General features: G+C 73.6%; 15 protein-coding genes, 1 pseudogene and 1 riboswitch. Of the genes and pseudogenes, 13 read left to right on the forward strand and 3 right to left on the reverse strand.

Annotated elements, in window-relative coordinates; translation table 11 throughout:
* The first annotated feature begins 324 nt into the window (after positions 1-324).
* Together SRB17_RS08470 and SRB17_RS08475 are read left to right on the forward strand one after the other, a co-directional pair.
* Positions 325-1,626, forward strand: a complete 1,302-nt coding sequence (locus SRB17_RS08470; RefSeq protein ID WP_153538058.1) for an NAD(P)/FAD-dependent oxidoreductase — start codon at positions 325-327, stop codon at positions 1,624-1,626.
* A 273-nt stretch (positions 1,627-1,899) separates the two neighbouring features.
* Positions 1,900-2,061 (forward strand): hypothetical protein, encoded by a 162-nt coding sequence (locus SRB17_RS08475; RefSeq protein WP_153536406.1) that lies wholly within the window; start codon positions 1,900-1,902, stop codon positions 2,059-2,061.
* Between the two features lie 11 nt (positions 2,062-2,072).
* Here SRB17_RS08475 and SRB17_RS08480 read toward each other — a convergent pair whose 3' ends face one another.
* Entirely contained in the window at positions 2,073-2,837 is a 765-nt protein-coding gene (locus SRB17_RS08480; RefSeq protein ID WP_153536408.1) for a crotonase/enoyl-CoA hydratase family protein, read from the reverse strand.
* A gap of 39 nt (positions 2,838-2,876) precedes the next feature.
* Positions 2,877-3,851 (reverse strand): lysylphosphatidylglycerol synthase transmembrane domain-containing protein, encoded by a 975-nt coding sequence (locus SRB17_RS08485; protein WP_323375189.1) that lies wholly within the window; start codon positions 3,849-3,851, stop codon positions 2,877-2,879.
* Positions 3,852-3,947: 96 nt separating this feature from the next.
* Here SRB17_RS08485 and SRB17_RS08490 point away from each other — a divergent pair, with 96 nt between their 5' ends.
* Entirely contained in the window at positions 3,948-5,864 is a 1,917-nt protein-coding gene (locus tag SRB17_RS08490; protein ID WP_153538062.1) for an ABC transporter ATP-binding protein, read from the forward strand.
* Positions 5,865-6,448: 584 nt separating this feature from the next.
* Here SRB17_RS08490 and SRB17_RS08495 read toward each other — a convergent pair.
* Positions 6,449-7,197 (reverse strand): annotated as a pseudogene (locus SRB17_RS08495) (class I SAM-dependent methyltransferase).
* 175 nt (positions 7,198-7,372) lie between these two features.
* Here SRB17_RS08495 and SRB17_RS08500 point away from each other — a divergent pair.
* The 10 genes from SRB17_RS08500 (at position 7,373) to SRB17_RS08545 (ending at position 22,668) form a co-directional block, all read left to right on the forward strand.
* Positions 7,373-8,731 carry a lectin gene (locus tag SRB17_RS08500; protein WP_153536410.1) on the forward strand — a complete coding sequence of 453 codons (1,359 nt, stop codon included), beginning with the start codon at positions 7,373-7,375 and terminating at the stop codon, positions 8,729-8,731.
* 18 nt (positions 8,732-8,749) lie between these two features.
* Positions 8,750-10,963 (forward strand): RICIN domain-containing protein, encoded by a 2,214-nt coding sequence (locus SRB17_RS08505; protein ID WP_323375191.1) that lies wholly within the window; start codon positions 8,750-8,752, stop codon positions 10,961-10,963.
* A 93-nt stretch (positions 10,964-11,056) separates the two neighbouring features.
* Positions 11,057-11,596 carry a (2Fe-2S)-binding protein gene (locus SRB17_RS08510; protein WP_153536412.1) on the forward strand — a complete coding sequence of 180 codons (540 nt, stop codon included), beginning with the start codon at positions 11,057-11,059 and terminating at the stop codon, positions 11,594-11,596.
* Entirely contained in the window at positions 11,593-12,588 is a 996-nt protein-coding gene (locus SRB17_RS08515; protein WP_323375192.1) for a xanthine dehydrogenase family protein subunit M, read from the forward strand. Before SRB17_RS08510 ends, SRB17_RS08515 begins: the two co-directional genes overlap by 4 nt.
* A gap of 353 nt (positions 12,589-12,941) precedes the next feature.
* Positions 12,942-15,203: a xanthine dehydrogenase family protein molybdopterin-binding subunit gene (locus SRB17_RS08520; protein WP_323375193.1), complete on the forward strand. Its 2,262-nt coding sequence runs from the start codon at positions 12,942-12,944 to the stop codon at positions 15,201-15,203.
* Positions 15,200-17,569, forward strand: coding sequence for a glycoside hydrolase family 65 protein (locus tag SRB17_RS08525; RefSeq protein ID WP_323375194.1), 2,370 nt, complete (start codon positions 15,200-15,202; stop codon positions 17,567-17,569). The genes SRB17_RS08520 and SRB17_RS08525 overlap by 4 nt, the downstream gene beginning before the upstream one ends.
* 116 nt (positions 17,570-17,685) lie before the next feature.
* Complete coding sequence (locus tag SRB17_RS08530; RefSeq protein ID WP_153536414.1) at positions 17,686-18,501, forward strand: LytR/AlgR family response regulator transcription factor; 816 nt, start codon at positions 17,686-17,688, stop codon at positions 18,499-18,501.
* Between the two features lie 125 nt (positions 18,502-18,626).
* Positions 18,627-18,998 (forward strand): hypothetical protein, encoded by a 372-nt coding sequence (locus SRB17_RS08535; protein ID WP_153536416.1) that lies wholly within the window; start codon positions 18,627-18,629, stop codon positions 18,996-18,998.
* A 31-nt stretch (positions 18,999-19,029) separates the two neighbouring features.
* Entirely contained in the window at positions 19,030-20,766 is a 1,737-nt protein-coding gene (locus tag SRB17_RS08540; RefSeq protein ID WP_194293946.1) for a cation acetate symporter, read from the forward strand.
* Positions 20,767-21,483: 717 nt separating this feature from the next.
* On the forward strand, positions 21,484-22,668 hold the full coding sequence (locus SRB17_RS08545) for a sensor histidine kinase (RefSeq protein ID WP_153536418.1): 1,185 nt from the start codon (positions 21,484-21,486) through the stop codon (positions 22,666-22,668).
* Positions 22,669-22,953: 285 nt separating this feature from the next.
* A riboswitch (cobalamin riboswitch) is annotated at positions 22,954-23,094 on the forward strand.
* Positions 23,095-23,120 lie beyond the last annotated feature (26 nt).

Here is a 23,120-nt window from a genome sequence, read left to right on the forward strand (position 1 = left end):
GCGGTGGGGCGGGAGGGGTCCGGCGGGGAGGCTGTGGCGCGGAAGGCGTCCGGCGGGGAGCGGGTGCGATCGGAGTCGTCCGCTGGGGAGGCGGTGGGGCTGGAGGGGTCTGGCGGGGAGGCGGTGCGGCGAGAGGGGTCCGGCGGGGAGCGGGTGCGATCGGAGTCGTCCGCCGGGGAGGCGGTGGGGCGGGAGGGGTCCGGCGGGGAGGCGACGCGGCGGGGAGGTGGTGCGCCGGGAGCGGTCAGCAGGGGAAACGGTGCGACCGGAGTCGTCCGACGGGGAAGTGGTGTGGCGCCGGGGGCGGTTCGGGAGGAGGTGGCCATGACGCACGTACGTCGGGTCGACGTCCTCCTCGTCGGCGCCGGCCCCGCCGGGCTCACGGCCGCCGCACGGCTGGCCGCAGCCGGAGTGGGGCGCGTGGAGGTTCTGGAGCGGGAGGCCGAGGCCGGCGGAGTCCCACGGCACTGCGCACACGGCGGCTTCGGCACGTGGACGCGTCCGCTGACCGGCCCCGCGTACGCCCACCTGCTGACAGAGGCCGCGGTGCGGGCGGGCGCGGTGATCCGGACCGGGGTGACGGTCCTGGACTGGCGGCCCGCGGGGTCACCGACGACGGCGGACGGCGGGCACGCGGCGGCGGCGAGCGCGGCCGGGGGCGGCACGGGAGCCGGTGCCGTGCTCAGCGCCGTCGGTCCCGGCGGGGCCGAGATCATCGAGGCGCGGGCCGTTGTTCTGGCCACCGGTGCGCGCGAACGGCCGCGCACCGCCCGGCTGGTGCCCGGCACCCGCCCGGCCGGTGTCTACACCGCCGGCGAACTCCAGCAGGCGGTCCACCTGTTCGGGCAGCGCATCGGCACCCGTGCGGTCGTGGTCGGCGCCGAGGACGTCTCGTACGCGGCGGCCGCCACCGTGCGCGCGGCCGGCGCCGAGGTCGTCGCCCTGGTCACGGAACACCCGCGGGCCCAGACCGGCCGGGCCCGTGCCCGGTCGACCCGGCTGCGCGACCGCGTTCCGCTGCTGACGCGCACCACGGTCGCCGAACTCCTCGGCCACGGCCGCCTGTCCGGAGTCCGCGTCCGCCGGCGCGACGGCCGAACCGCCGTACTGGCCTGTGACACCGTCGTGTTCACCGGCGACTTCGTCCCCGACCACGAGCTCGCCCGCCGCGGCGCCCTCGTCCTGGACCCCGGCACCCGCGGCCCCGCCGTCGACGGCGCCCTGCACACCTCGCGCCCCGGGGTGTTCGCCGCCGGGAACGTCCTGCACGCCGTCGAGCGCGCCGGCACGGCGGCCGCCGAGGGCGCCCTGGTGGCCGGTGCCGCCCTCGGCTTCCTGGCGGGCGCCCCCTGGCCGGAGCCGGGAGTCCCGCTCGCCGTCGACGCTCCGCTGCGCTGGATCGCCCCGAACCGCGTCGCCCCCGTCGACCCGCCCGCCCGTTACCTCCTGCGCACCAGCGCCCCGCTGACCCGCCCGGTCCTCCAGGTCCACCAGGACGGCCGCCTCCTGCACCGGGAGCGGCCCTGCCTCGGGACCGCGCTGCCGAACCGCACCCTGACCCTCACCGCACGCTGGACCGGACAGGTCGACCCGAAGGGCGGCGAGGTGGTGGTGAGCGTCGGCTGAACGGGCCCGGTTTCAGTGCCGCGAGGAGCCGCCGCAGACCGGTTCCCTGCGCGTCCTCTTCCACGAGGGCGACCTGCGGGGCTACGCCGCGGCCTCACTCGTCCTGCTCGCCTACCGGTTCCCCGGCGAGGCCCTGGACGCGGTCACGGACGCCCTGACCGCCACCTCGGGCCCGGCGTCCTTCCCGGTCGCCGGCGCCGCGCTGTGGCCGGCGTTCGGCGAGCGGGGCCGGCGGGGGCCGGCGTTCGGCGAGCGGGGCCGGCGGGGCCGACCTTGGGCGAGCTGGGCGAGCGGCAGCGGCGCCTGGTGCGGGTGCTCGCCGAACTCGACACCGAGACCTGGCAGTGGATGAACCTCTGGAGCACCGTACGCGCCTTTGGCCTGCCCACACCGCGCAACCCTCTGCGCGTCTACGCCGGGCTGCCCGAGGAATGAGGCGGGGCGGTTCACAGATCCGTGAACGACCCGTGCCGCCCGGATCCGGAGGCGAACCGTGCGGCGCCCTCCGTGCTCTGCACCAGCACTCCTATTCCGTACCGGAGTTCGCCACGCAGCGCCGTCTCCTCGTCCAGCCCCTCCTGGCCGAGGACCGACGCGCGGTCGCTGCGCAGACAGGCCTGCGGGAAGCGGGCGATGTCCGCGGCCAGCGCCTCGGCCTCGGCGCGGGCCCGTCCTGTCGGCACCACGCGGTTGGCGAGCCCCATCTCATACGCCTCGCGGGCAGGTACCGGGCGGCCGGTGAGGATCATGTCCATGGCCCGGCCGGTGCCGATGAGCCGGGGCAGCCGTACCGTGCCGCCGTCGATCAGCGGCACGCCCCAGCGGCGGCAGAACACCCCGAACACGGCGTCCTCCTCCGCGACCCGCAGATCGCACCACAGGGCCAGCTCCAGGCCGCCCGCCACCGCGTGCCCGGCGACGGCGGCGATCACCGGCTTCGACAGCCGCATCCGGGTCGGCCCCATCGGGCCGTCACCGTCCTCGGCCACCCGGTTGCCGCGTTCCGTCCCGATCGCCTTCAGGTCCGCCCCGGCGCAGAACGTGCCGCCCTCACCCCACAGCACCGCGACCCGGGCACGGTCGTCCGCCTCGAACTCCCGGAAGGCGTCGGCCAGCTCTGCGGCCGTGGGACCGTCCACCGCGTTACGGGCCTCCGGTCGGGACAGGACGACCGTGGTGACGTACTCCGTGCGCTCCACGCGGACCGGCATGGGAAGCCTCCTTGTTCTGGTCGGGGAGGCCACTCTGCCTCAGATGACCTTGAACCGGACCAGCGCCCCCAGAGTCAGCGCCCCCGGCAGCAACGGCATCCACACGGTGATGATGCGGTAGGCGAGGACCACCGCCGTGGCCACCGCGGCCGGGCCGCCCACGGCGACCAGGGCCACGATCAGGGCCGCCTCGACCGAGCCGAGCCCGCCCGGGGTGGGCACCAGCGCCACCGCGACGGTCGCCGCGAGATAGGCGAGCACCATGTGCGCCACCGGCACCGGAAGCCGCAGTGCCTGGCCGACCGCCGCCAGACCGGCCGCCTGCAGGGCGGGGAAGGCCAGCGAGCCGCCCCACAGGGCCAGGGCGCGGGCCGGCCGGGTGTGCACCGACCGTGCCTCGCCGAGGGCGTCCCGGACGAACGCGTACACGCGGGTGCGCAGCGGTCGTACGAGGGCCACGACGGCCGCCGCCACGACCAGCAGGCCGGCCGCGCCCAGCAGCAGCGGCAGGGCCGAGCCGTCCGGCAGCAGCGGGCCGAGCCGAAGCGCGTCGGGGAAGGCGAGCAGCAGCACGGACAGCAGACCGAGCCGGCCCACGGACTCGGCCAGCAGATACAGGGCGAGCGCGGCCGAGGAGCGGGCCAGGGGCACCCCGCACACGGTCATGAATCGCAGGTTCACCGCGCCCGCACCCAGCCCGGTGGGCAGCAGATGGTTGGCCGAGGCCGCCGCGAACTGGGTGGCCAGCAGCCGCGCCTTCGGCAGCGGCTGCACCACCGCGCCCTGCCGGGTGAACGCGGCCGCCACCCAGGTCAGACAGGTGGCCCCGGCCGCCGCGAGCAGCCACGGCCAGGACGCGGTGCGCAGCTGGCCGAAGCCCGCGGCGAGCAGGGAGCGGTTCCGTACGGCGACGACGGCCACGAGCGCGAGCGGCACCAGGCACAGCACCTGGCGGACGGGGACGCGACGGGGGAGTCGTCCCCGGGGCGGTGGGGGAAGCGGGACGGCAGTCACATCCGCAGAGGTTCTCCGGGCCGTGCCAACGGCGGGTGAAAAGGCGGGAACATTGACCTCAACGAAGCTCGAGGTTCTACGTTCTCTTCCATGAGCATGGAGACCACCGCATGGATGCAGCTGCATAGTGTCATGAACGCGCAGGACGAGCGCCGGCCGTTCGCCCGCGCCACGCTGCGCCGTATCGCTACCTTCGCCCGCCCGCACCGCGCGGGCATCGTCCGGTTCGTGGTGCTCGGGGTGGTGACCGCGCTGCTCGCCGTGGCGACCCCCGTGCTCGCCGGCCGCGTCGTCGACGCGATCGTGGCGGGGCACGACTCCGGCACGGTGGTCAGGCTCTCCCTGCTCATCGCGCTCGTGGCCCTCGCGGAGGCGGGGCTCGGCATCCTCGGCCGGCGCCTGTCGGCGACGCTCGGGGAGGGACTCATCCTCGACCTCAGAACGGCTGTGTTCGATCATGTGCTGCGCATGCCCGTGGCGTTCTTCACACGGACTCGTACGGGAGCGCTCGTCAGCCGTCTCAACAACGACGTGATCGGCGCCCAGCGGGCGTTCGCCAACACCCTGTCGGGCGTGGTCAGCAATCTGGTCACCCTGCTGCTCACCCTCGCGGTGATGCTCACCCTGTCCTGGCAGATCACCCTGCTCGCGCTGGTGCTGCTGCCGCTGTTCGTGCTGCCGGCCCGCCGCATGGGCACCCGGATGGCCCGCATGCAACGGGAGGCGGCGGCGCTGAACGCGGCCATGGGCACCCGGATGACCGAACGCTTCTCCGCTCCCGGCGCCACCCTGGTCAAGCTGTTCGGCCGCCCCGAGGAGGAGTCGGCGGAGTTCGCGGCCCGCGCCGCCCGGGTCCGCGACATCGGCGTCCGCACGGCCACGGCCCAGTCCGTCTTCATCACCTCCCTCACCCTGGTCTCCGCCCTCGCGCTGGCCCTCGTCTACGGCCTCGGCGGCTGGTTCGCTCTGCACGGCACCCTGCAGGCCGGCGCGGTCGTCTCCCTCGCCCTGCTGCTGACCCGCCTGTACGCCCCGCTGACCGCGCTCGCCGGAGCCCGGGTGGAGGTGATGAGCGCGCTCGTCAGCTTCGAGCGGGTCTTCGAGGTGCTGGACCTGAAGCCCCTGATCGTGGAGAAGCCGGACGCGCGTGAGGTCCCCGATGGCCCCGTCGCCGTCGAGTTCGAGAACGTCCGCTTCTCCTACCCCTCCGCCGACCAGGTCTCCCTCGCCTCCCTGGAGGAGGTCGCCGCCCTGGACACCCGCGGCGGCTCCGAGGTCCTGCACGGCGTCTCCTTCCGCGCCGAACCCGGCCAGACCGTGGCCCTCGTCGGCTCCTCGGGCGCCGGCAAGTCCACCATCGCCCAGCTGCTGCCGCGCCTGTACGACGTCGACGCGGGCGCCGTCCGCATCGGCGGGGTCGACGTCCGCGACCTGACCGCCGCCTCGCTGCGCGGCACGCTCGGCATGGTCACCCAGGACGGCCACCTCTTCCACGACACCGTCCGCGCCAACCTGCTGCTGGCCCGCCCGGACGCCCCGGCCGAGGACCTCTGGGACGCCCTCGGCCGCGCCCGCCTGGCCGACGTCGTACGGTCCCTGCCCGACGGTCTGGACACGGTGGTCGGCGAGCGCGGCTACCGGCTCTCCGGCGGCGAACGCCAGCGCATGACCATCGCCCGGCTGCTGCTGGCCCGCCAGCGCGTGGTCATCCTGGACGAGGCCACCGCCCACCTGGACAACACCTCCGAGGCGGCCGTCCAGGAGGCCCTCACCGAGGCCCTGGAGGGCCGTACGGCCGTGGTGATCGCCCACCGGCTGTCCACGGTCAGGGCGGCCGACCAGATCCTGGTCGTGGAGGCGGGGCGGATCGTGGAACGGGGCACGCACGAGGAGCTGTTGGCGGAGGACGGCCGGTATGCCGAGCTGTATCGGACGCAGTTCGCCCAGCGGGGCGCTGCCGCGGCGGAAGCGGTGGGAGAGCCGGCCGAGCCTGCCGGGGTGCCGTCGTCCTGAGGAGGCCCACGCGGAAGCTCGTGGTGGGCTGCGGGTCGTCGCTCGCCGGGGCTCGTTGTGGGTGTTCGTCGGCCGCTTGTTCACACCGGCCCGCGCCGCTTCCGGGCGTGCTGGGCCGGGCGGGGCGGCTCCCCGAGCGGTCATGGCGCCCCCTCCTTGCGTAGAGCCACGAGCCGGTACAGCGGATCCGGGCAGGGTCTGTCCTGCTCCGGCAGGGCTGCGAGGTGCTGGCACGCCGCCCTGGCGGAAGCTCGCCGTGGGCTCGTTGCGGGTGCCCGCGGGCCGTTTGTTCACGGCGGCCCGCGCCCCGTCCGGGCGTGCTGAGCCGGGCGGGGCGACTTCCCGAGCGGTCATGGCGCCCTCTCCCTGCGTAGAGCCACGAGCCGGTACAGCGGATCCGGGCGGGGTCTGTCCTGCTCCGGCAGGGCCGTGAGGTGCTGGCACGCCGCCCGCGTGGAAGCTCGTGGTGGGTTGCGGGTCGTCGCTCGCCGGGGGCTCGTTGTGGGAGTTCGTCGGCCGCTTGTTCACGGCGGCCCGCGCCGCTTCCGGGCGTGCTGGGCCGGGCGGGGCGGCTCCCCGAGCGGTCATGGCGCCCCCTTCTTGCGCAGGGTTACGAGCCGGTACAGCGGATCCGGGCGGGGTCTGTCCTGCTCCGGCAGGGCCGTGAGGCGTTCGCACACCTCGGCCACCCGCGCCGGCTCGGCGTGCGCGCACCACGGTGTCCGGCCCCATGCGAAGACCTCCCGCCAGCGGCGCGGACTGCGGCCCTGGCCGGCACCGGCGAACACGGTCTCCCCGGCGGGCCGTAGCCCCAGCCCGGCCGCACGGGCCAGCACGCGGGCGCGGCCGTCGGGGACCCGGGGCCGGTGCCGTTCCCGCAAGGCGGCCGTGACCCGGGCGATGTCGCTGTCCGGCACGAAGTACCCCTTGTCCTTGTCGACCGCGGTGACGAGCACGCCGCCGGGTTCGAGCACCCGGGCCGCCTCGGCGAGTACGGCCGTGGGCTCGGGCAGCAGACGGAGCAGCCAGACGATCACCACCGCGTCCACGCTGCCCCTCGGCAGCGGCAGCCGGGCCGCGTCGCCCAGCACGACAGCGCCGGGCATGCGCCGGGCCGCCGGCCCCAGCATCCCCTCCCAACGGTCCACGCCCGGCACCGTCCGCCCCGCCCGCCGCAGCCTCCTGGTGACGATGCCGGTCCCGCACGCGACGTCCAGCACGGTGCCGGGCCGCGGCGGCAGCAGCGACTCCAGCGCGTCCGCAGCCGCGTGTGCCCGGGATTCCCGCCCCGGGACACGTCGTACTCCCGGGCTTCCTCGTCGTAGTCGATCACCGGTCCGTCGTCGCCGTACATCACCGCGTGCGGGGCGAGTTGCTGCCGGACCCCTTGACTCCACTGGTCCGGACCTTTAGCTTCACGCCTTAAACAAAGCCTGCAGAGCATCCCAACGCCCAATCTGCTCCAAGGCGTTGGGCTGCACCCCCCACGCGAAAGGCCGCCCCCGCACATGGCCAGACACCTCCCCGCCGCAGTCTCTGTCGGCGTCCTGGCGCTCTCCGCCGGACTGCTCACCGCTTCCCCCGCCCAGGCCGCCACCGGCGCCATCACCGGGCTCGCCGGCAAGTGTCTCGACGTCGCCGGGGCCAACTCGGCCGACGGCACGCCCGTCCAGCTCTACGACTGCAACGGCACGAACGCCCAGCAGTGGACGGTCGGCAGCGACGGCACGATCCGCGCACTCGGCAAGTGCCTTGACGTGACCGGCAATTCGACCGCCGACGGCGCCAAGGTGCAGCTGTGGTCCTGCACCGGCGGCGCGAACCAGAAGTGGACCGTCACCGCCGCCCACGACATCGTCAACCCGCAGGCCGACAAGTGCCTGGACGTCACCGACAACAACTCCGCCAACGGCACCCGGACACAGATCTGGAGCTGCAGCGGCGGCGCCAACCAGAAGTGGAACGCGCCCGCGAGCGGGGGCGACGGCACCCCCTCCGCGCCGATGGCCGTCGCGCCGTACCTCTACAACGGCTGGGGCAGCCCGCCGAATCCGGCCACCATCACCCAGGCCACCGGCGTGAAGTGGTTCACCCTCGCCTTCGTGCTCAGCAACGGCTCCTGCAACCCGCAGTGGGACGGCAGCCGCCCGCTGACCGGCGGGGTCGACCAGCAGACGGTCAACACCGTGCGGGCGAACGGCGGTGACGTCATCCCGTCCTTCGGCGGCTACAGCGGCAACAAGCTGGAGAGCTCCTGCTCCAGCCCGAGCGAGCTGGCGGCGGCCTACCAGAAAGTCATCGATGCCTACGGCCTGAAGGCGATCGACATCGACATCGAGGCCGACGCCTACAGCAGCGCGACCGTGCAGCAGCGCACCGTGGACGCGCTGAAGACCGTGAAGGCGAACAACCCGGGACTGAAGGTGTACATCACCCAGGGCACCGGGCAGAGCGGGCCCGACACCAGCCTCATCGACCGGGCCGCGTCCTCCGGGCTGACCGTGGACGCCTGGGCCATCATGCCGTTCGACTTCGGCGGCGCCGGACAGAACATGGGCAACCTCACCACGCAGGCCGCCGAGGGCCTGAAGAACGCGTTGAAGAACGCCTACCACTACAGCGACGACCAGGCCTACCGGGACATGGGCATCTCGTCCATGAACGGCATCACCGACAACAACGAGACCGTCACGGTGAACGACTTCCGGACCATCCTGGCCTACGCCCAGGCGCACCACCTCGCCCGGCTCACCTTCTGGTCCGCCAACCGTGACCGGCCGTGCTCCGGCGGCCCCGCCGACAGCTGCTCCGGCGTCGCCCAGTCCGACTGGGACTACACCCGCGTCTTCGCCGCCTACACGGGCTGAGCCCCCGCAGGAGAACCCGTGCTTCCTCATCCACGTCGCAGACCGACAGCCGTTGCCCTTGTCGCCGCGGCCGCCGCCGCTCTGCTCACCGCCGCGCCGACACCCCTCGGCACCACCGCGTCCGCACACGCCGCCGCGGCGCAGACCGCCGCCCTGCCCACCGGCTTCGCGACCGTCATCAACGCCGCGAGCGGCAAGTGCCTGGACGCCAAGGCCGCCGCCACCGCCAACGGCACCGCCGTCCAGCAGTACGCCTGCAACGGCACCACGGCCCAGCAATGGAACTTCACCGACGCCGGCAACGGCTACGTCCACATCGACAACCGCAACAACACCAGCCAGGTTCTGGACGTCACCGACGTCTCCACCGCCGACAACGCGCCCATCCAGCTGTGGAGTTACGGCGGCGGCGCCAACCAGCAGTGGCAGGCCGTGGACGGCGGCGGCGGCGCCTTCCACTTCGTCGACAGGAACAGCGGCAAGTGCCTGGACGACCCGGGCGCCTCCACCGCCGACAGCGTGCAGTTCCAGCAGTACACCTGCAACGGCACCGCCGCCCAGCGCTTCCAGGTGGTCCCGGTGACCCAGTCGAGCAGCGACCCGGACCTCGGACCGAACGTCGTCGTCTTCGACCCGTCCATGTCGTCCACCACCATCCAGAGCAGACTGGACGCCGTCTTCAAGCAGCAGGAGACCAACCAGTTCGGCGCCCAGCGCTACGCCGTCCTCTTCAAGCCCGGTGCCTACAGCGCGGACGTCAACGTCGGGTTCTACACCCAGGTGCTCGGGCTCGGCCTGACCCCGGACGCGGTGTCGATCGACGGAGCCGTGCACGCCGAGGCCGACTGGTTCCAGGGCAACGCCACCCAGAACTTCTGGCGCGGCGCCGAGAACCTCTCCGTCAACCCCACGAGCGGCAGCGATCGTTGGGCCGTGTCGCAGGCCGCGCCGTACCGCCGGATGCATCTGCGCGGCAACCTCGCCCTCGACGACGGCGGCTGGTCCTCCGGCGGCTATCTCGCCGACAGCAAGGTCGACGGCCAGGTCAACTCCGGCACGCAGCAGCAGTGGCTGACCCGCAACTCCCAGCTCGGCGGCTGGACCGGGTCCAATTGGAACATGGTGTTCGTCGGCAGCCAGGGCGTGCCCAACACCAGCTTCCCCAACCCGCCGTACACCACGGTCGCCCAGAGCCCGGTCACCCGGGAGAAGCCGTTCCTGTACGTCGACGATTCCGGGAACTACCAGGTGTTCGTGCCGTCCACACGCACCAGTGCGACGGCAACCAGCTGGGGGAGCGGCAGCCCGTCCGGCACCTCGCTGCCGCTCAGCCAGTTCTACGTCGTCAAGCCCGGTGCGACCGCCGCACAGATCAACGCGGCCCTCGCGGCAGGGCAGAACCTGCTCGTCACGCCCGGCGTCTACCACCTCGACCAGACCCTGAAGGTGACCCGCCCCGACACGGTCGTCCTCGGCCTCGGGCTCGCCACCTTCGTCCCGGACAACGGCATCACCGCGATGAGCGTCGCCGACGTCGACGGCGTCAACATCGCGGGTCTGCTCTTCGACGCCGGCACCACCAGCTCGAAGACGCTGGTCGAGGTCGGGCCGGCCGGCTCGACCGCCTCCCACGCGGCCGACCCGACCTCCCTGCACGACGTCTACTTCCGCATCGGCGGCGCGGGCGTCGGCAAGGCGGTCACCAGCCTCGTCGTCAACAGCAAGAACGTCATCGGCGACCACATGTGGATCTGGCGCGCCGACCACGGCAGCGGCGTCGGCTGGACCAGCAACACCGCCGACACCGGACTCGTCGTCAACGGCGACGACGTGACCATGTACGGCCTGTTCGTGGAGCACTTCCAGAAGTACCAGGTGCTCTGGAACGGCAACGGCGGCCGCACCTACTTCTTCCAGAACGAGATGCCGTACGACCCGCCCAGCCAGTCCGCCTGGATGAACGGCTCCACGAAGGGCTACGCCGCCTACAAGGTCGCGGACTCGGTCACCAGCCACCAGGCGTACGGACTCGGCAGCTACTGCTACTTCAACGCCGACCCGAGCGTCACCGCCGACCGCGCCATCGAGGTGCCGGACAACCCGAACGTCCGCTTCACCAGCATGGTCACCGTCTCCCTCGGCGGCACCGGCACCATCAGTCACGTCATCGACAACACCGGAGGGCCCTCGAACTCCTCGGCCAACGTCGCGGACCTGGTCCGCTACCCGTGAGCGAAGGGTGTGGCCCCACGGACGTGTGAGGCGCCGCAGCGTGGATACGCGGTCTGGACGGACTCAGGGCCCGTCCGGAAGGCCACCCCTGCCATGACCAGCGAAAACCAGCTCCCTGCCGCATCGGAGATCACTCTCCGTGTCAACGGCAAGCCCCACACCCTGCACGTCGACCACCGGCGTGTCCTGCTGGACCTGCTCCGCGAGGATCTGGGCCTCACCGGGTCGAAGAAGGGCTGCGACCACGGCCAGTGCGGTGCCTGCACCGTGCTGGCCGACGGCCGCCGCGTCAACAGCTGCCTGCTGCTCGCGGTCGCCCTCGACGGCAGCGAGATCACCACCATCGAGGGCCTGGGCGGGGACGGCGAGGAGCCGCACCCGCTGCAGCGGGCCTTCCTCGACCGCGACGCCTACCAGTGCGGGTACTGCACCCCGGGGCAGATCTGCTCCGCCGTCGGCATGCTCGCCGAGGCCGCCGCCGGCCACCCCTCCCACGTCACCGACCCCGCGGCCCCCTCCGGCCGGCCCGTACCGCTGGACCGGTCCGAGATCCGCGAGCGGCTGAGCGGCAACCTGTGCCGCTGCGGCGCCTATCCGCGCATCATCGAGGCGGTGGAGGACGTGATCCGGTGAACGGCTTCGGATACCTCAGGCCCGGCAGCGTCCAGGAGGCCGTCGAGGCGTACGCCGCCCACCCCGGCGCCCGCTATCTGGCCGGCGGCACCAACCTGGTCGACCTGATGAAACTCGGCGTGGAGCGCCCCGCCGTGCTCATCGACGTCGGCCGGCTCCCGCTGGACACCGTCGAGGAGCTGCCCGACGGCTCCCTGCGCGTCGGCGCGACCGTGCGCAACAGCGACCTGGCCGCCGACCCCCGCGTCCGCGACCGCTGGCCGGCGCTGTCCCAGGCGCTCCTCTCGGGCGCCTCCGGGCAGTTGCGCAACGCCGCCACCACCGGCGGCAACCTGCTCCAGCGCACCCGCTGCCCCTACTTCCAGGATGTGGACAAACCCTGCAACAAACGCGAGCCCGGCAGCGGCTGCGGCGCCCGGGAGGGCGTCCACCGCGACCACGCCGTCCTCGGATACTCGGAACACTGCATCGCCACCAACCCGTCCGACATGGCCGTCGCCCTCGCCGCGCTGGACGCCCAGGTCGAGCTGTACGGCACCGAGGGCGCCCGGCGGCTTCCGGCGGCCGAGTTCCACCGGCTGCCGGGTGAGCATCCCGACCGGGACAGCTGGATCTGCCCCGGTGAACTGATCACCGGTGTGCTGCTCCCGCCGGTCACCGCCGGCGTCCCGTCCGCGTACCGCAAGGCCCGGGACCGGGCGTCGTACGCCTTCGCCCTCGCCTCCGTGGCCGTCGTGCTGCGGGTCGCGGACGGCGTCGTGAACCAGGCGGGGATCGCCTTCGGCGGGCTCGCCCACCGGCCCTGGCGGGCCCGGCACACCGAGCTGGCCCTGCTGGGCGGCCCCACGACCCCCGCCGCCTTCGAGGAGGCCGTGGCGCTGGAACTCGCGCATGCCGAACCGCTGCGGGACAACGCCTACAAGGTGCCCCTCGCCCACAACCTCGCCCTCGACGTCCTGAACCGTCTCGCCCCGGCCCCGGCCGTCGCCTGAGCCGGCAACAGGAGGAGCGAGCAGAGCAGGAGGAACCCATGACCGGCAACTCCCCGGGCACTCCGGCAGAACAAGGGCCGCCGGCCACCGGTAGCGCCTTGGGCACCGGTGAAGAGCGCTGTGATGCACGGAGCACGGTCTCCGGCACCGTCACCGGAACGTCCGGTGGGCGTGGGCGAGGAGGTTCGTCGGCGCCCGTGAGTGGCTTGGGCACTCGTGAAGAGCGCTGTGACGCGGGGAGCGCGGTGTCCGGCACCGTGACCGGGACGTCCGGTGGGCGTGGGCGAGGAGGTTCGTCGGCGCCCGTGAGTGGCTTGGGCACTCGTGGAGAGCGCTGTGACGCGGGGAGCGCGGTGTCCGGCACCGTCACCGGGACGTCCGGCGGACGCGGGCGGGGAGGTTCGTCGGCGCCCGGGAGTGCCCTGAGCGTTCCCGAAGAGCGCCGCGCTGCACGCGACACGGCCGCCGCCACCCCCACCGGGACTTCTCGCGGGCGTCGGCCGGACGGGCACCCCGGCGGCGCTCTCGGCGCGCCCGTCGAGCGGCGGGAAGGGCGGCAGAAGGTCACCGGTGCCGCCCGTTACGCCGCCGAGTACGGCCTGACCGGCCGGGCCCACGCATGGCCCGTGCCGGCCGCGGTCGCGCGCGGTCGGGTCACCGCCGTCGACACCTCGGCCGCCCTCGCCCTGCCCGGCGTCCTCGCCGTCCTCACCCCCGACGACGCCCCGCACCTCGCCACGCCCGAGGACGCCACGCTCGCCGTCCTGCAGGGCCCGCAGGTGCCGCACCGGGGCTGGTGCGTGGCCCTGGCCGTCGCCGACACCCTGGAGACCGCCCGCGCCGCCGCCCGGGCGGTACGCGTCACCTACACGGCCGAACCCCACGACGCCGATCTGGACCCCGGGCACCCGGACGCCTACGAGCCGGAACAGACCAACGCCGGCTTTCCGGGCCGCGTGGAGCACGGCGACCCGGAGGCCGCCTACGCCGCGGCCGAGGTCCGCGTCGACGCCACCTACCGCGTGCCGCCGCTGCACAATCACCCCATGGAGCCGCACACCAGCACGGCCCACTGGGACGGGGACCGGCTCACCGTGTACACCTCCAGCCAGGGCGGTACGACCGTGCGGGAGGTTCTCGCCCAGTTGTTCGCGCTGCCCGAGGACCGGATCACCGTCGTCACCGAGCACGTCGGCGGCGGCTTCGGCTCCAAGGGCACCCCGCGCCCCGACGTCGTCCTCGCCGCCATGGCCGCCCTGCACACCGGCCGTCCCGTCACCCTCGCCTACCCCCGCCGCTACCTGCCCACCACCGTCGGCCACCGCGCCCCCACCGCGCAGCGCCTGCGCCTCGGCGCGCACGCGGACGGCCGGCTCACCGCCGTACTGCACGAGGTGACCACCCACACCTCCCGGGTGAAGGAGTTCGTCGAGCAGGCCGCGGTGCCGTCCCGCATCATGTACGCCGCCCCGGCCCTGCTCAGCTCCCACCGGGTGGTCCCGCTCGACGTGCCCAGCCCGTCCTGGATGCGCGCCCCCGGCGAGGCGCCCGGCATGTACGCCCTGGAGTCCGCCATGGACGAACTCGCCGACGCCCTCGGCATGGACCCGGTGGAGCTGCGCGTCCGCAACGAACCCGAACGGGAGCCGGACAGCGGCAAACCGTTCAGCAGCCGGCACCTCGTGGAGTGCCTGCGCGACGGCGCCCGCCGCTTCGGCTGGGACGGGCGTGATCCACGTCCGGGCGTGCGCCGCGAGGGTCCGCTGCTCCTCGGCACCGGCGTGGCCGCGGCCACCTACCCGGCCGCCGCCGTCCCAGCCACCGCGAGCGCCCGCGCCCTGCCCGACGGCACCTTCGTCGTCCGGATCAACGCGACCGACATCGGCACCGGGGCCCGTACGGTCCTCGCCCAGATCGCCGCCGACGCCCTCGGCGTGCCCCTCGACCGGGTCCGCACCGAGATCGGGCACAGCGACCTGCCGTCGGCCTGGCTGGCCGGCGGCTCCATGGGTACCGCCTCCTGGGGCTGGGCCGTGCACGACGCGTGCGCCGCGCTCGCCTCCCGGCTCGCCGCACACACCGGCCCGCTGCCCGCCGACGGCATCGAGACGCACGCCGACACCGCCGGACAGGCCGACGCCGACAGCTCCTACGCCCGGCACGCCTTCGGTGCCCACTTCGCCGAGGTCGCCGTCGACACCGTCACCGGCGAGACCCGGGTACGGCGGCTGCTCGGGATCTTCGCCGCCGGGCGGATCCTCAACTCCCGCACCGCGCGCTCCCAGTTCACCGGCGGCATGACCATGGGTCTCGGCATGGCACTCACCGAACACAGCACCCTGGACCGCGCGTTCGGCGACTTCACCGAGGCCGACCTCGCCTCCTACCACGTGCCCGCGCACGCGGACGTGCCTGCCGTCGAGGCCGACTGGATCGACGAGAACGACCCGCACCTCAACCCCATGGGCAGCAAGGGCATCGGCGAGATCGGCATCGTCGGCACCGCCGCCGCCATCGGCAACGCCGTCCACCACGCCACCGGCGTCCGCTTGCGCGAACTGCCCCTCACGCCCGACCGGGTCCTCACCGGCCTGCTGTCCGAGGGACCACCGTGACGGAACCGACGTGGGAGTACGAGGGCTACCGGCCCGAGGAGGAACGCCTGCGGGAGTCGCTGTGCACCCTGGGCAACGGGTACTTCGCCACCCGCGGGGCACTGCCCGAGTGCACCGCGGACGACGTCCACTACCCGGGCACCTACGTGGCCGGCTGCTACGACCGCCTCACCTCCGAGATCGCCGGACGCCGGGTCGAGAACGAGGACATGGTCAACCTCCCCAACTGGCTGCCGCTCCGCTTCCGTCCGGTGGGCGGCGCCTGGCTCACCCCGGACTCCGACCCCGTCACCGAACACCTGCTGATCCTCCATCTCGGCCCCGGCCTGCTGGAACGCCGGACCAGCTACGGCCTTGACGGCGGGGCCATGCTGCACGTGCGCCAGCTGCGCCTGGTGCATCTGGTGGACCGTCATATCGCCGCACTGCGCACGGAGTTCACCATCGAGGGCGGCGGGTCCGAGCTGGACGTCGAGGCCGCGCTCGACGGGCGCGTCACCAACGCCGGCGTGGCCCGCTACCGGGACCTGGACGGCCGGCACCTCACCCAGATCCGGACCGGCCTCGCCGCACACGGCGCGATGTGGCTGCGCTGCCACACCCGCACCTCCCGCATCGAATGCGCCCTGGCCGCCCGGCTGGCAGCCGACGCGCCCGTGGCCACGGCACACGAAGCCCTGCGCGCCGTCCAGCACGTGAGGCTGCGCCTGGCACCCGGCCGTACCGTCACCGTCGACAAGACGGTCGCGCTGCACACCTCGCACGACCCCGCCATCGGCGACCCGCTGGACGCGGCCGTCGAACGCGTCGGCGCCGCCTCCGGCTTCGACGCCCTGCTGGAGACGCACGCCACGGCCTGGGATCAGCTGTGGCGGCGCACCGCGCTGGAGGTGCCCGGGGAGGCGGGCAGCATCCTGCGCCTGCACCTGTTCCACGTGCTGCAGACCCTGTCGCCGCACACGGCCGACCTGGACGTCGGCGTCCCCGCCCGCGGACTGCACGGCGAGGCCTACCGTGGCCATGTCTTCTGGGACGAGCTCTTCGTCCTGCCCTATCTCAACCTGCACCTGCCCGAGGTCTCCCGCGCCCTGCTCCACTACCGGCACCGGCGTCTCGACGCCGCCTGCCACGCGGCCGGGGAACTCGGCCGGCGCGGCGCGCTCTACCCGTGGCAGAGCGGCAGCGACGGCCGCGAGGAGGCCCAGGAAGTCCATCTCAATCCCCGCTCCGGCCGCTGGGTGCAGGATCACTCCCGGCTCCAGCACCACGTCGGCTCGGCGGTGGCGTACAACATCTGGCAGTACTGCGAGGCCACCAGGGACACCGACTTCCTGCACGGCGAGGGCGCCGAGATGCTGCTGCAGATCGCCCGCTTCTGGGCGGACTCGGCCGGCTACGACGACCACCTCGGCCGGTATCGCATCCGGGGTGTGATGGGGCCCGACGAGTACCACGACGCCTACCCCGACGCCACCCGGCCGGGCCTGGACGACAACGCGTACACCAACGTCACCGCCGCCTGGGTGCTCGCCCGCACCCTGGACCTGCTGGACACCCTGCCGGAGCCGCGCCGCCGCGAACTCGCCGAGAGCATCGGCCTGGACGAGGACGAGCCCGCCCACTGGGAGGAGATCTCCCGCACCCTCCACGTCCCCTTCCACGACGGGGTGATCAGCCAGTTCGAGGGCTACGGCGACCTCACCGAGCTGGACTGGGACGACTACCGCAAGCGGTACGACGACATCCGCCGCCTCGACCGGATCCTGGAGGCCGAGGGCGACACCGTCAACCGCTACAAGGCGTCCAAGCAGGCCGACGTCCTCATGCTCGGCTACCTCTTCTCGACGGCCGAACTCCGCTCCCTCTTCCACCGGCTGGGCCACCGCCTGGACGAACGGACCTGGACCGCGACCGTCGACCACTACCTGCACCGCACCAGCCACGGCTCCACCCTCAGCGGCCTGGTCCTCGGCTGGATCCTCACCCGCGCCCGCCGCGCCGACGCCTGGGCCTTCGTCCAGGAGGCGCTGCGCGGCGACATCGCCGACCTGCAGGGCGGCACCACCGGCGAGGGCATCCACCTCGGCGCCATGGCCGGCACCCTCGACCTCGTCCAGCGCGGACTGACCGGCCTGGAGACCCGCGACGGCGCCCTGTGCCTCGACCCGGTCCCGCTGCCCGAACTCTCCTCCTACGGCTTCGCCATCCGCTACCACGGCCACTGGGGCGTCCATCTCCGCCTGCGCAGCGGCCTCCTGGAGATCGCCGTACCGGACTCCGACCGCGCCCCCATCGACGTCTGCCTGCGCGACCGGGTGGTACCGGTCGGCCCGGGCGAGGCAGCACGACTCGTGGTCCCGGACTGACCCCGCGCAGCCGCCCGTCACCGGTGGCCGGTGTGCGCCTCCGCGATCTCGACGCGAGCGGCCGGGAGGACCACCATGCACCGGTAAGTGGTTGAAGCGGAAAGGAGATAGCGGAGATGAGCGCGAGCGACGCTCTCCTGCGGGTGCTGGCCGTGGACGACGAGGAGCCCGCGCTCGGGGAGTTGCTGTACCTCCTGGAGCGCGATCCCCGGGTCGGCACCGTGGTGCCCGCTGCGGGACCCACCGAGGCGCTGCGTCGGCTCGGCCGGGCCATGGCGGGCGGCCCGGACGGCGAGGAAACCGTCGACGTCGTCTTCCTCGACATCAACATGCCGGGACTCGACGGCCTCGAACTCGCCCGTCTGCTGGGCGGGTTCGCGACCCCACCGCTGATCGTCTTCGTCACCGCCCACGACGACTTCGCGGTCCGCGCCTTCGACCTCAAGGCCGTCGACTACCTGCTCAAGCCCCTGCGCAAGGAGCGCTTCGCCGAGGCCGTACGCCGGGTCGCCGAACTGGTCCGGGCCGGGCAGGGCCCCCGGCCGGCCGCCGCCCCCGAAGTGACCGCGCCCGAGCAGGCGCCCGCCTTCGGCGACCACGTCCCCGTCGAACTGGGCGGCGTGACCCGGTTCGTGCCCATCGCCGACATCACGTACGTCGAGGCCCAGGGAGACTATGTACGGCTGCACACCCCGCACGGCAGTCATCTGGTGCGCGTCGCGCTGTCCACCCTGGAGGAACAGTGGCGCGCACGCGGGTTCGTGCGCATCCACCGCAGCCGGCTCGTCGCACTCGGCCGCATCGAGGAACTCCGCCTGGACGGCGGCAACGTGACCGTACGGATCGGCGACCGCGTCCTCGCCGTGAGCCGGCGCAATGCCCGGGAACTGCGAGACCTGCTGGCCAAACACGCTGCGGGCAGGGCCCGTTGAGCGACGGAAGCGGGTGCCGGGTGACGGACCTGTGGCGATTCTCGTCCACCCGCTGTCTCGGTGGGGGGCCGCTGCGTACACTCGCCGCAGCACAAGGTGATCACCGCTGCGCCGGGGAGTGCGACATGGGTGCGGAATCCGTCCCTCGCAGAGAGGTGGTCACCGGACGGCCACGCCCCGTCGGCGGTACGACCGCACCCCGCCCGGTGCCCTCGCCCCACCACGGTTCCGAGCCACGAGTACGGCAGTTGATGCACCGTCAGCTGCGGGCCGCGCTCATCACCACGGCCCTCCTCGCCCTCCCGCTCGGACTGCTCCCGGTCCTGCTGCGGATCCTGCCGTTCGCCGACGCCGCACCCCGCGTCCCCCTCGCTGTCTGGCTCCTCCTGGGCGTGGCGCCGTACCCCGCCCTGCTCGCCATCGGTGCCTGGTACGTCCGCCGAGCCGAGCGCAACGAGACCGCCCCGGCCGCCGGCACTCCCGCGGAACGCTCCTGACCATGCGCCGACTTCCCGCCGGGACCGGCCGGTGAACCAGACGTACGGCATCGTGGGCGTGACGGCCGTGATCCTCGCCACGGTCCTCGTCGGCGCGCTCGGCCTGCGCATCTCCCGCACCACCTCCGACTTCTACGTCGCCTCACGCACCGTCGCCCCCCGGCTCAACGCCTGCGCGGTCAGCGGCGAGTACCTGTCCGCCGCCTCCTTCCTCGGCGTCGCCGGACTCGTCCTCGCCCAGGGCGTCGACATGCTGTGGTTCCCCATCGGCTACACCGCCGGGTTCCTGGTCCTGCTGGCCTTCGTCGCCGCCCCGCTGCGCCGCTCCGGCGCCTACACCCTGCCCGACTTCGCCGAGGCCCGGCTGGAGTCCCGGGCGGTGCGGCGGATCGCCGGTGTGCTGGTCGTCGGCATCGGCTGGCTGTATCTGCTGCCCCAGCTGCGCGGCGCCGGCCTCACCCTGCGGCTGCTCACCGGCGCGCCCGGCTGGCTCGGCGGGCTGGTCGTCGCCGCCGTGGTGACCGCGGCCGTCGCCGCCGGCGGCATGCGCAGCATCACCTTCGTCCAGGCCTTCCAGTACTGGTTGAAACTCACCGCCCTGCTGGTGCCCGTGGTGTTCCTGCTGCTCGCCTGGCGCGGCGACCACGCCCCGGCACCCGCCTGGGACGACCGGCCCGTCTTCCACCGCTCCACCGAGGTGAACGTCGACCGGCCACTCACCCTCACCGTGCGCGAGCCGGTCCGGGTGACCGCGTCCGGCACGGTCGACGGCCGCGCGGTGCAGGGGGTCCCGCTGCGGCTCGGCGAGGGCCGGCACCGGATCGGCGCACAGACCGCCCTGCGCTTCCCGGCCGGCGCACGCGTCCCCCTGCCGGACCCGGCACCCGGCCGTGCCGCGCCCTCCAGCTGGGCCGAGTCACTGTCTTCCGACCGCGACCAGCACAGCCTGTACGCCACCTACGGGCTGATCCTCGCCACCTTCCTCGGCACCATGGGCCTGCCGCACGTCGTCGTCCGCTTCTACACCAACCCCGACGGCCGCGCCGCCCGCCGCACCACGGTGAGCGTGCTCGGCCTGCTCGGCGCGTTCTATCTGCTCATCCCCCTGTACGGCATGCTCGGCCGTCTGTACGCCCCCGACCTGCTCCTGACCGGCGACACCGACGCCGCGGTCCTCGTCCTGCCGCAGCGGCTGCTCGGCGGGACCGCCGGGGACCTGCTCGGCGCCCTCGTGGCCGGCGGCGCCTGCGCGGCGTTCCTTTCCACGGCGTCCGGGCTCACCATGTCCGTAGCGGGCGTCCTCGCCCAGGACGTGCTGCCCACGCTCGGCGTCCGTCACTTCCGGCTCGCCACGCTGCCCGCGATCGCGGTGCCGACCGCGGCGGCGGCCGTGGTCAGCGATCTGCCCGTGGCCGACGCGGTCGGCCTGGCCTTCGCCGTCTCGGCGTCCTCCTTCTGCCCGCTGCTCGTCCTCGGCATCTGGTGGCGCGGCCTGACTCCGCCGGGCGCGATCGCCGGGCTCGTCCTCGGCGGCGGATCGGCGCTGACCGCGGTGACGGCCACCATCGCCGGCGGCGCCCGCTCCGGCTGGCTGCACACGCTGCTGGCCTGGCCCGCGGTGTGGTCCGTTCCCGTGGGCTTCGCCGCGATGGTCCTGATCTCCCTCGCCACCCGCAGCCGCGTCCCACCCGGCACCGCCGCCACGATGGCCCGCCTCCACCTCCCCGAACCCCCGCCCCCCACCCGCCCGGGACCGGCGACGACCTGACCGAGGAGCCGTTGTGCAGACCACCGACACAGCCGGACCAGCCGTGCCACCCGACGGCGGCGCGGCCGCACAGGCCGACCGGGGCACCGGCGCGTACGAGTGCCGACCGAACCGACAGCACCCCGACACTCCGCGCCACCGGCAACAGCGCAGGACTCACTGTCAGGGGCAGAACCTCGACACCACTCGGCACCACCGGGCCCCCGACGCCGGGCATCACCCGCCAGGCCACGACGTTCGCCGGCCCCGGAGAGACCACGCCGTTCGCCTCCACCGCCAGGCTCCTGACGCTGGGCGTCGCCCGGAGGGCCGCGATGCTCGTCGGCCCCGGGGAGGCCGCCCTGCTCGCTCTCACCGCCAGGCCCCCGACGCCGGGCGTCGCCCGGAGGGCCACGACGTTCGCGGGCCCCGGAGAGACCACGCCGTTCGCCTCCACCGCCAGGCTCCTGACGCTGGGCGTCGCCCGGAGGGCCGCGATGCTCGTCGGCCCCGGGGAGGCCGCGCTGCTCGTCTTCACTGCCAGGCTCCTGACGCTGGGCGTCGCCCGGAGGGCCACGATGCTCGTCGGCCCCGGGGAGGCCGCGCTGCTCGCCTCCACCGCCAGGCCCCCGACGCTCGACGGCATCGAGGAGGCTCCCGGTGGAGCAGGCACGTGGTCGGCGGCGTCTCCAGGCACTCCGTCGTTTGCTCGGCCGTCGGCCCGAACGCGCGTCGGTCATGACCGTCCTCGGTACCGCGGCGCTCGTTCTCGTGGGGCTCGCGCTGTTCGTGCTCGGTGCTGGCCTCGGGCACGGGGCGGCGCGCCGGCAGCAGGAGCACTCAGCCGACAGCGACGGGCCGCGAGCCCTGGCCCAGGGCCTGCACTCCGCCGCGCTCGCCGCGGCACCCCTGCGCGCCGGGCTCACCCCGGACACCGCCCGCAAGACGCTCCGCAGGCTGCGCCCGCTGCTCGGCACCCCCGCCCTCGCCCTCACCGACGACACCTCCGTGCTCGCCTGGGACGGCACCGGCGAGCACCACCGCGCGGAGGTGGCGGCACAGCTCGCCCACCCACCCCGCGCCCGCACCTTCCCGCTGTCCTGCGACGACGCCGACTGCCCCGTCCGCTGGGGCGCCCTGGTGCCGCTCCCCGTGGACGGCAGCGCCCCCGGCGCCCTCGTCGTGCTCGCCGCCGGCGAATCCACCGCAGCCGTCCGGGCCGGCGAGGAAGCGGCCCGCCGGCTCTCCCTGGAACTCGAGCTCGCCGGCCTCGACCGGGCCCGCACTCGTGCCCACGAGGCCGAGGTCCGGGCTCTGCGCGCCCAGATCTCCCCGCACTTCATCTACAACTCCCTCGCGAGCATCGCCTCCTTCGTCCGCACCGACCCCGAGCGCGCCCGCGAACTCCTCCAGGAATTCGCCGACTTCACCCGCTACTCCTTCCGCCGCGACGGCGACTTCACCACCCTCGCCGAGGAGTTGCGCTCCATCGAGCAGTACCTGGAACTCGCCCGCGCCCGCTTCGGCCGCCGCCTGAAGGTCACCCTGCGCATCGCCCCCGAAGTGCTGCCCGTGACGCTGCCCTTCCTGTGCCTGCAGCCCCTCGTCGAGAACGCCCTCAAGCACGGCCTGGAGGGAACCGTGGAGCGCATCGGCGTCACGATCACCGCCGAGGACGAGGGCACCGAGGCCCGGGTCGTCATCGAGGACGACGGCATCGGCATGGAACCGGAACGCCTCCGCGCGATCCTGCGCGGCACGGCCGGCCCCGCCACCGGCATCGGGCTGAACAACGTCGACCGCCGGCTGCGCCAGGTCTACGGCGACGACCACGGCCTCGTCATCGAGACCGGCGTCGGAGCGGGCACCAAAATCACCCTCCGCGTCCCCAAGTTCCGCCCCGGCATCCGCGCCCAGCCCTAGGCCCTGTCGTCAAACTCCCTCCTGCCCCGCGACGCCATGCACGCACTCTCGCCGCACCGGACCCAGGCCCAAGTACATCCAGTACGAGGGCCAGGGTCCGGCACGCCGAGAGCACGCACCTGACGCCGCAGGGCCCGCCCTTCGGGCGGACGGCTGGAGTTTGACGACAGGGCCTAGCCGCGCGTCCTCCCGCCGACCCGTGCGCCCCCGCCGACCCGCCGGTCTCGTAGCGTCCCGGCCAGTGGGAGAGGAAGATCACTTGGGAGGGAGGCGGTCTTGGCCATGTGCGCGTCACGCGGTACGGTCTGTCCGATATCGACGACGGCGAAACGGAAGCCGGTGGGAATCCGGCACGGTCGCGCCACTGTATGCGGGACCCCTCAGGGGCTCGTGAGTCAGACCCGTGGCCGTCGTCCTGTGCACCACCGAGATGGGACGCGAACTCCCAGAGG

It is taken from the genome of Streptomyces sp. RB17, from assembly GCF_009604455.1.
Taxonomy (GTDB): Bacteria; Actinomycetota; Actinomycetes; order Streptomycetales; family Streptomycetaceae; genus Streptomyces.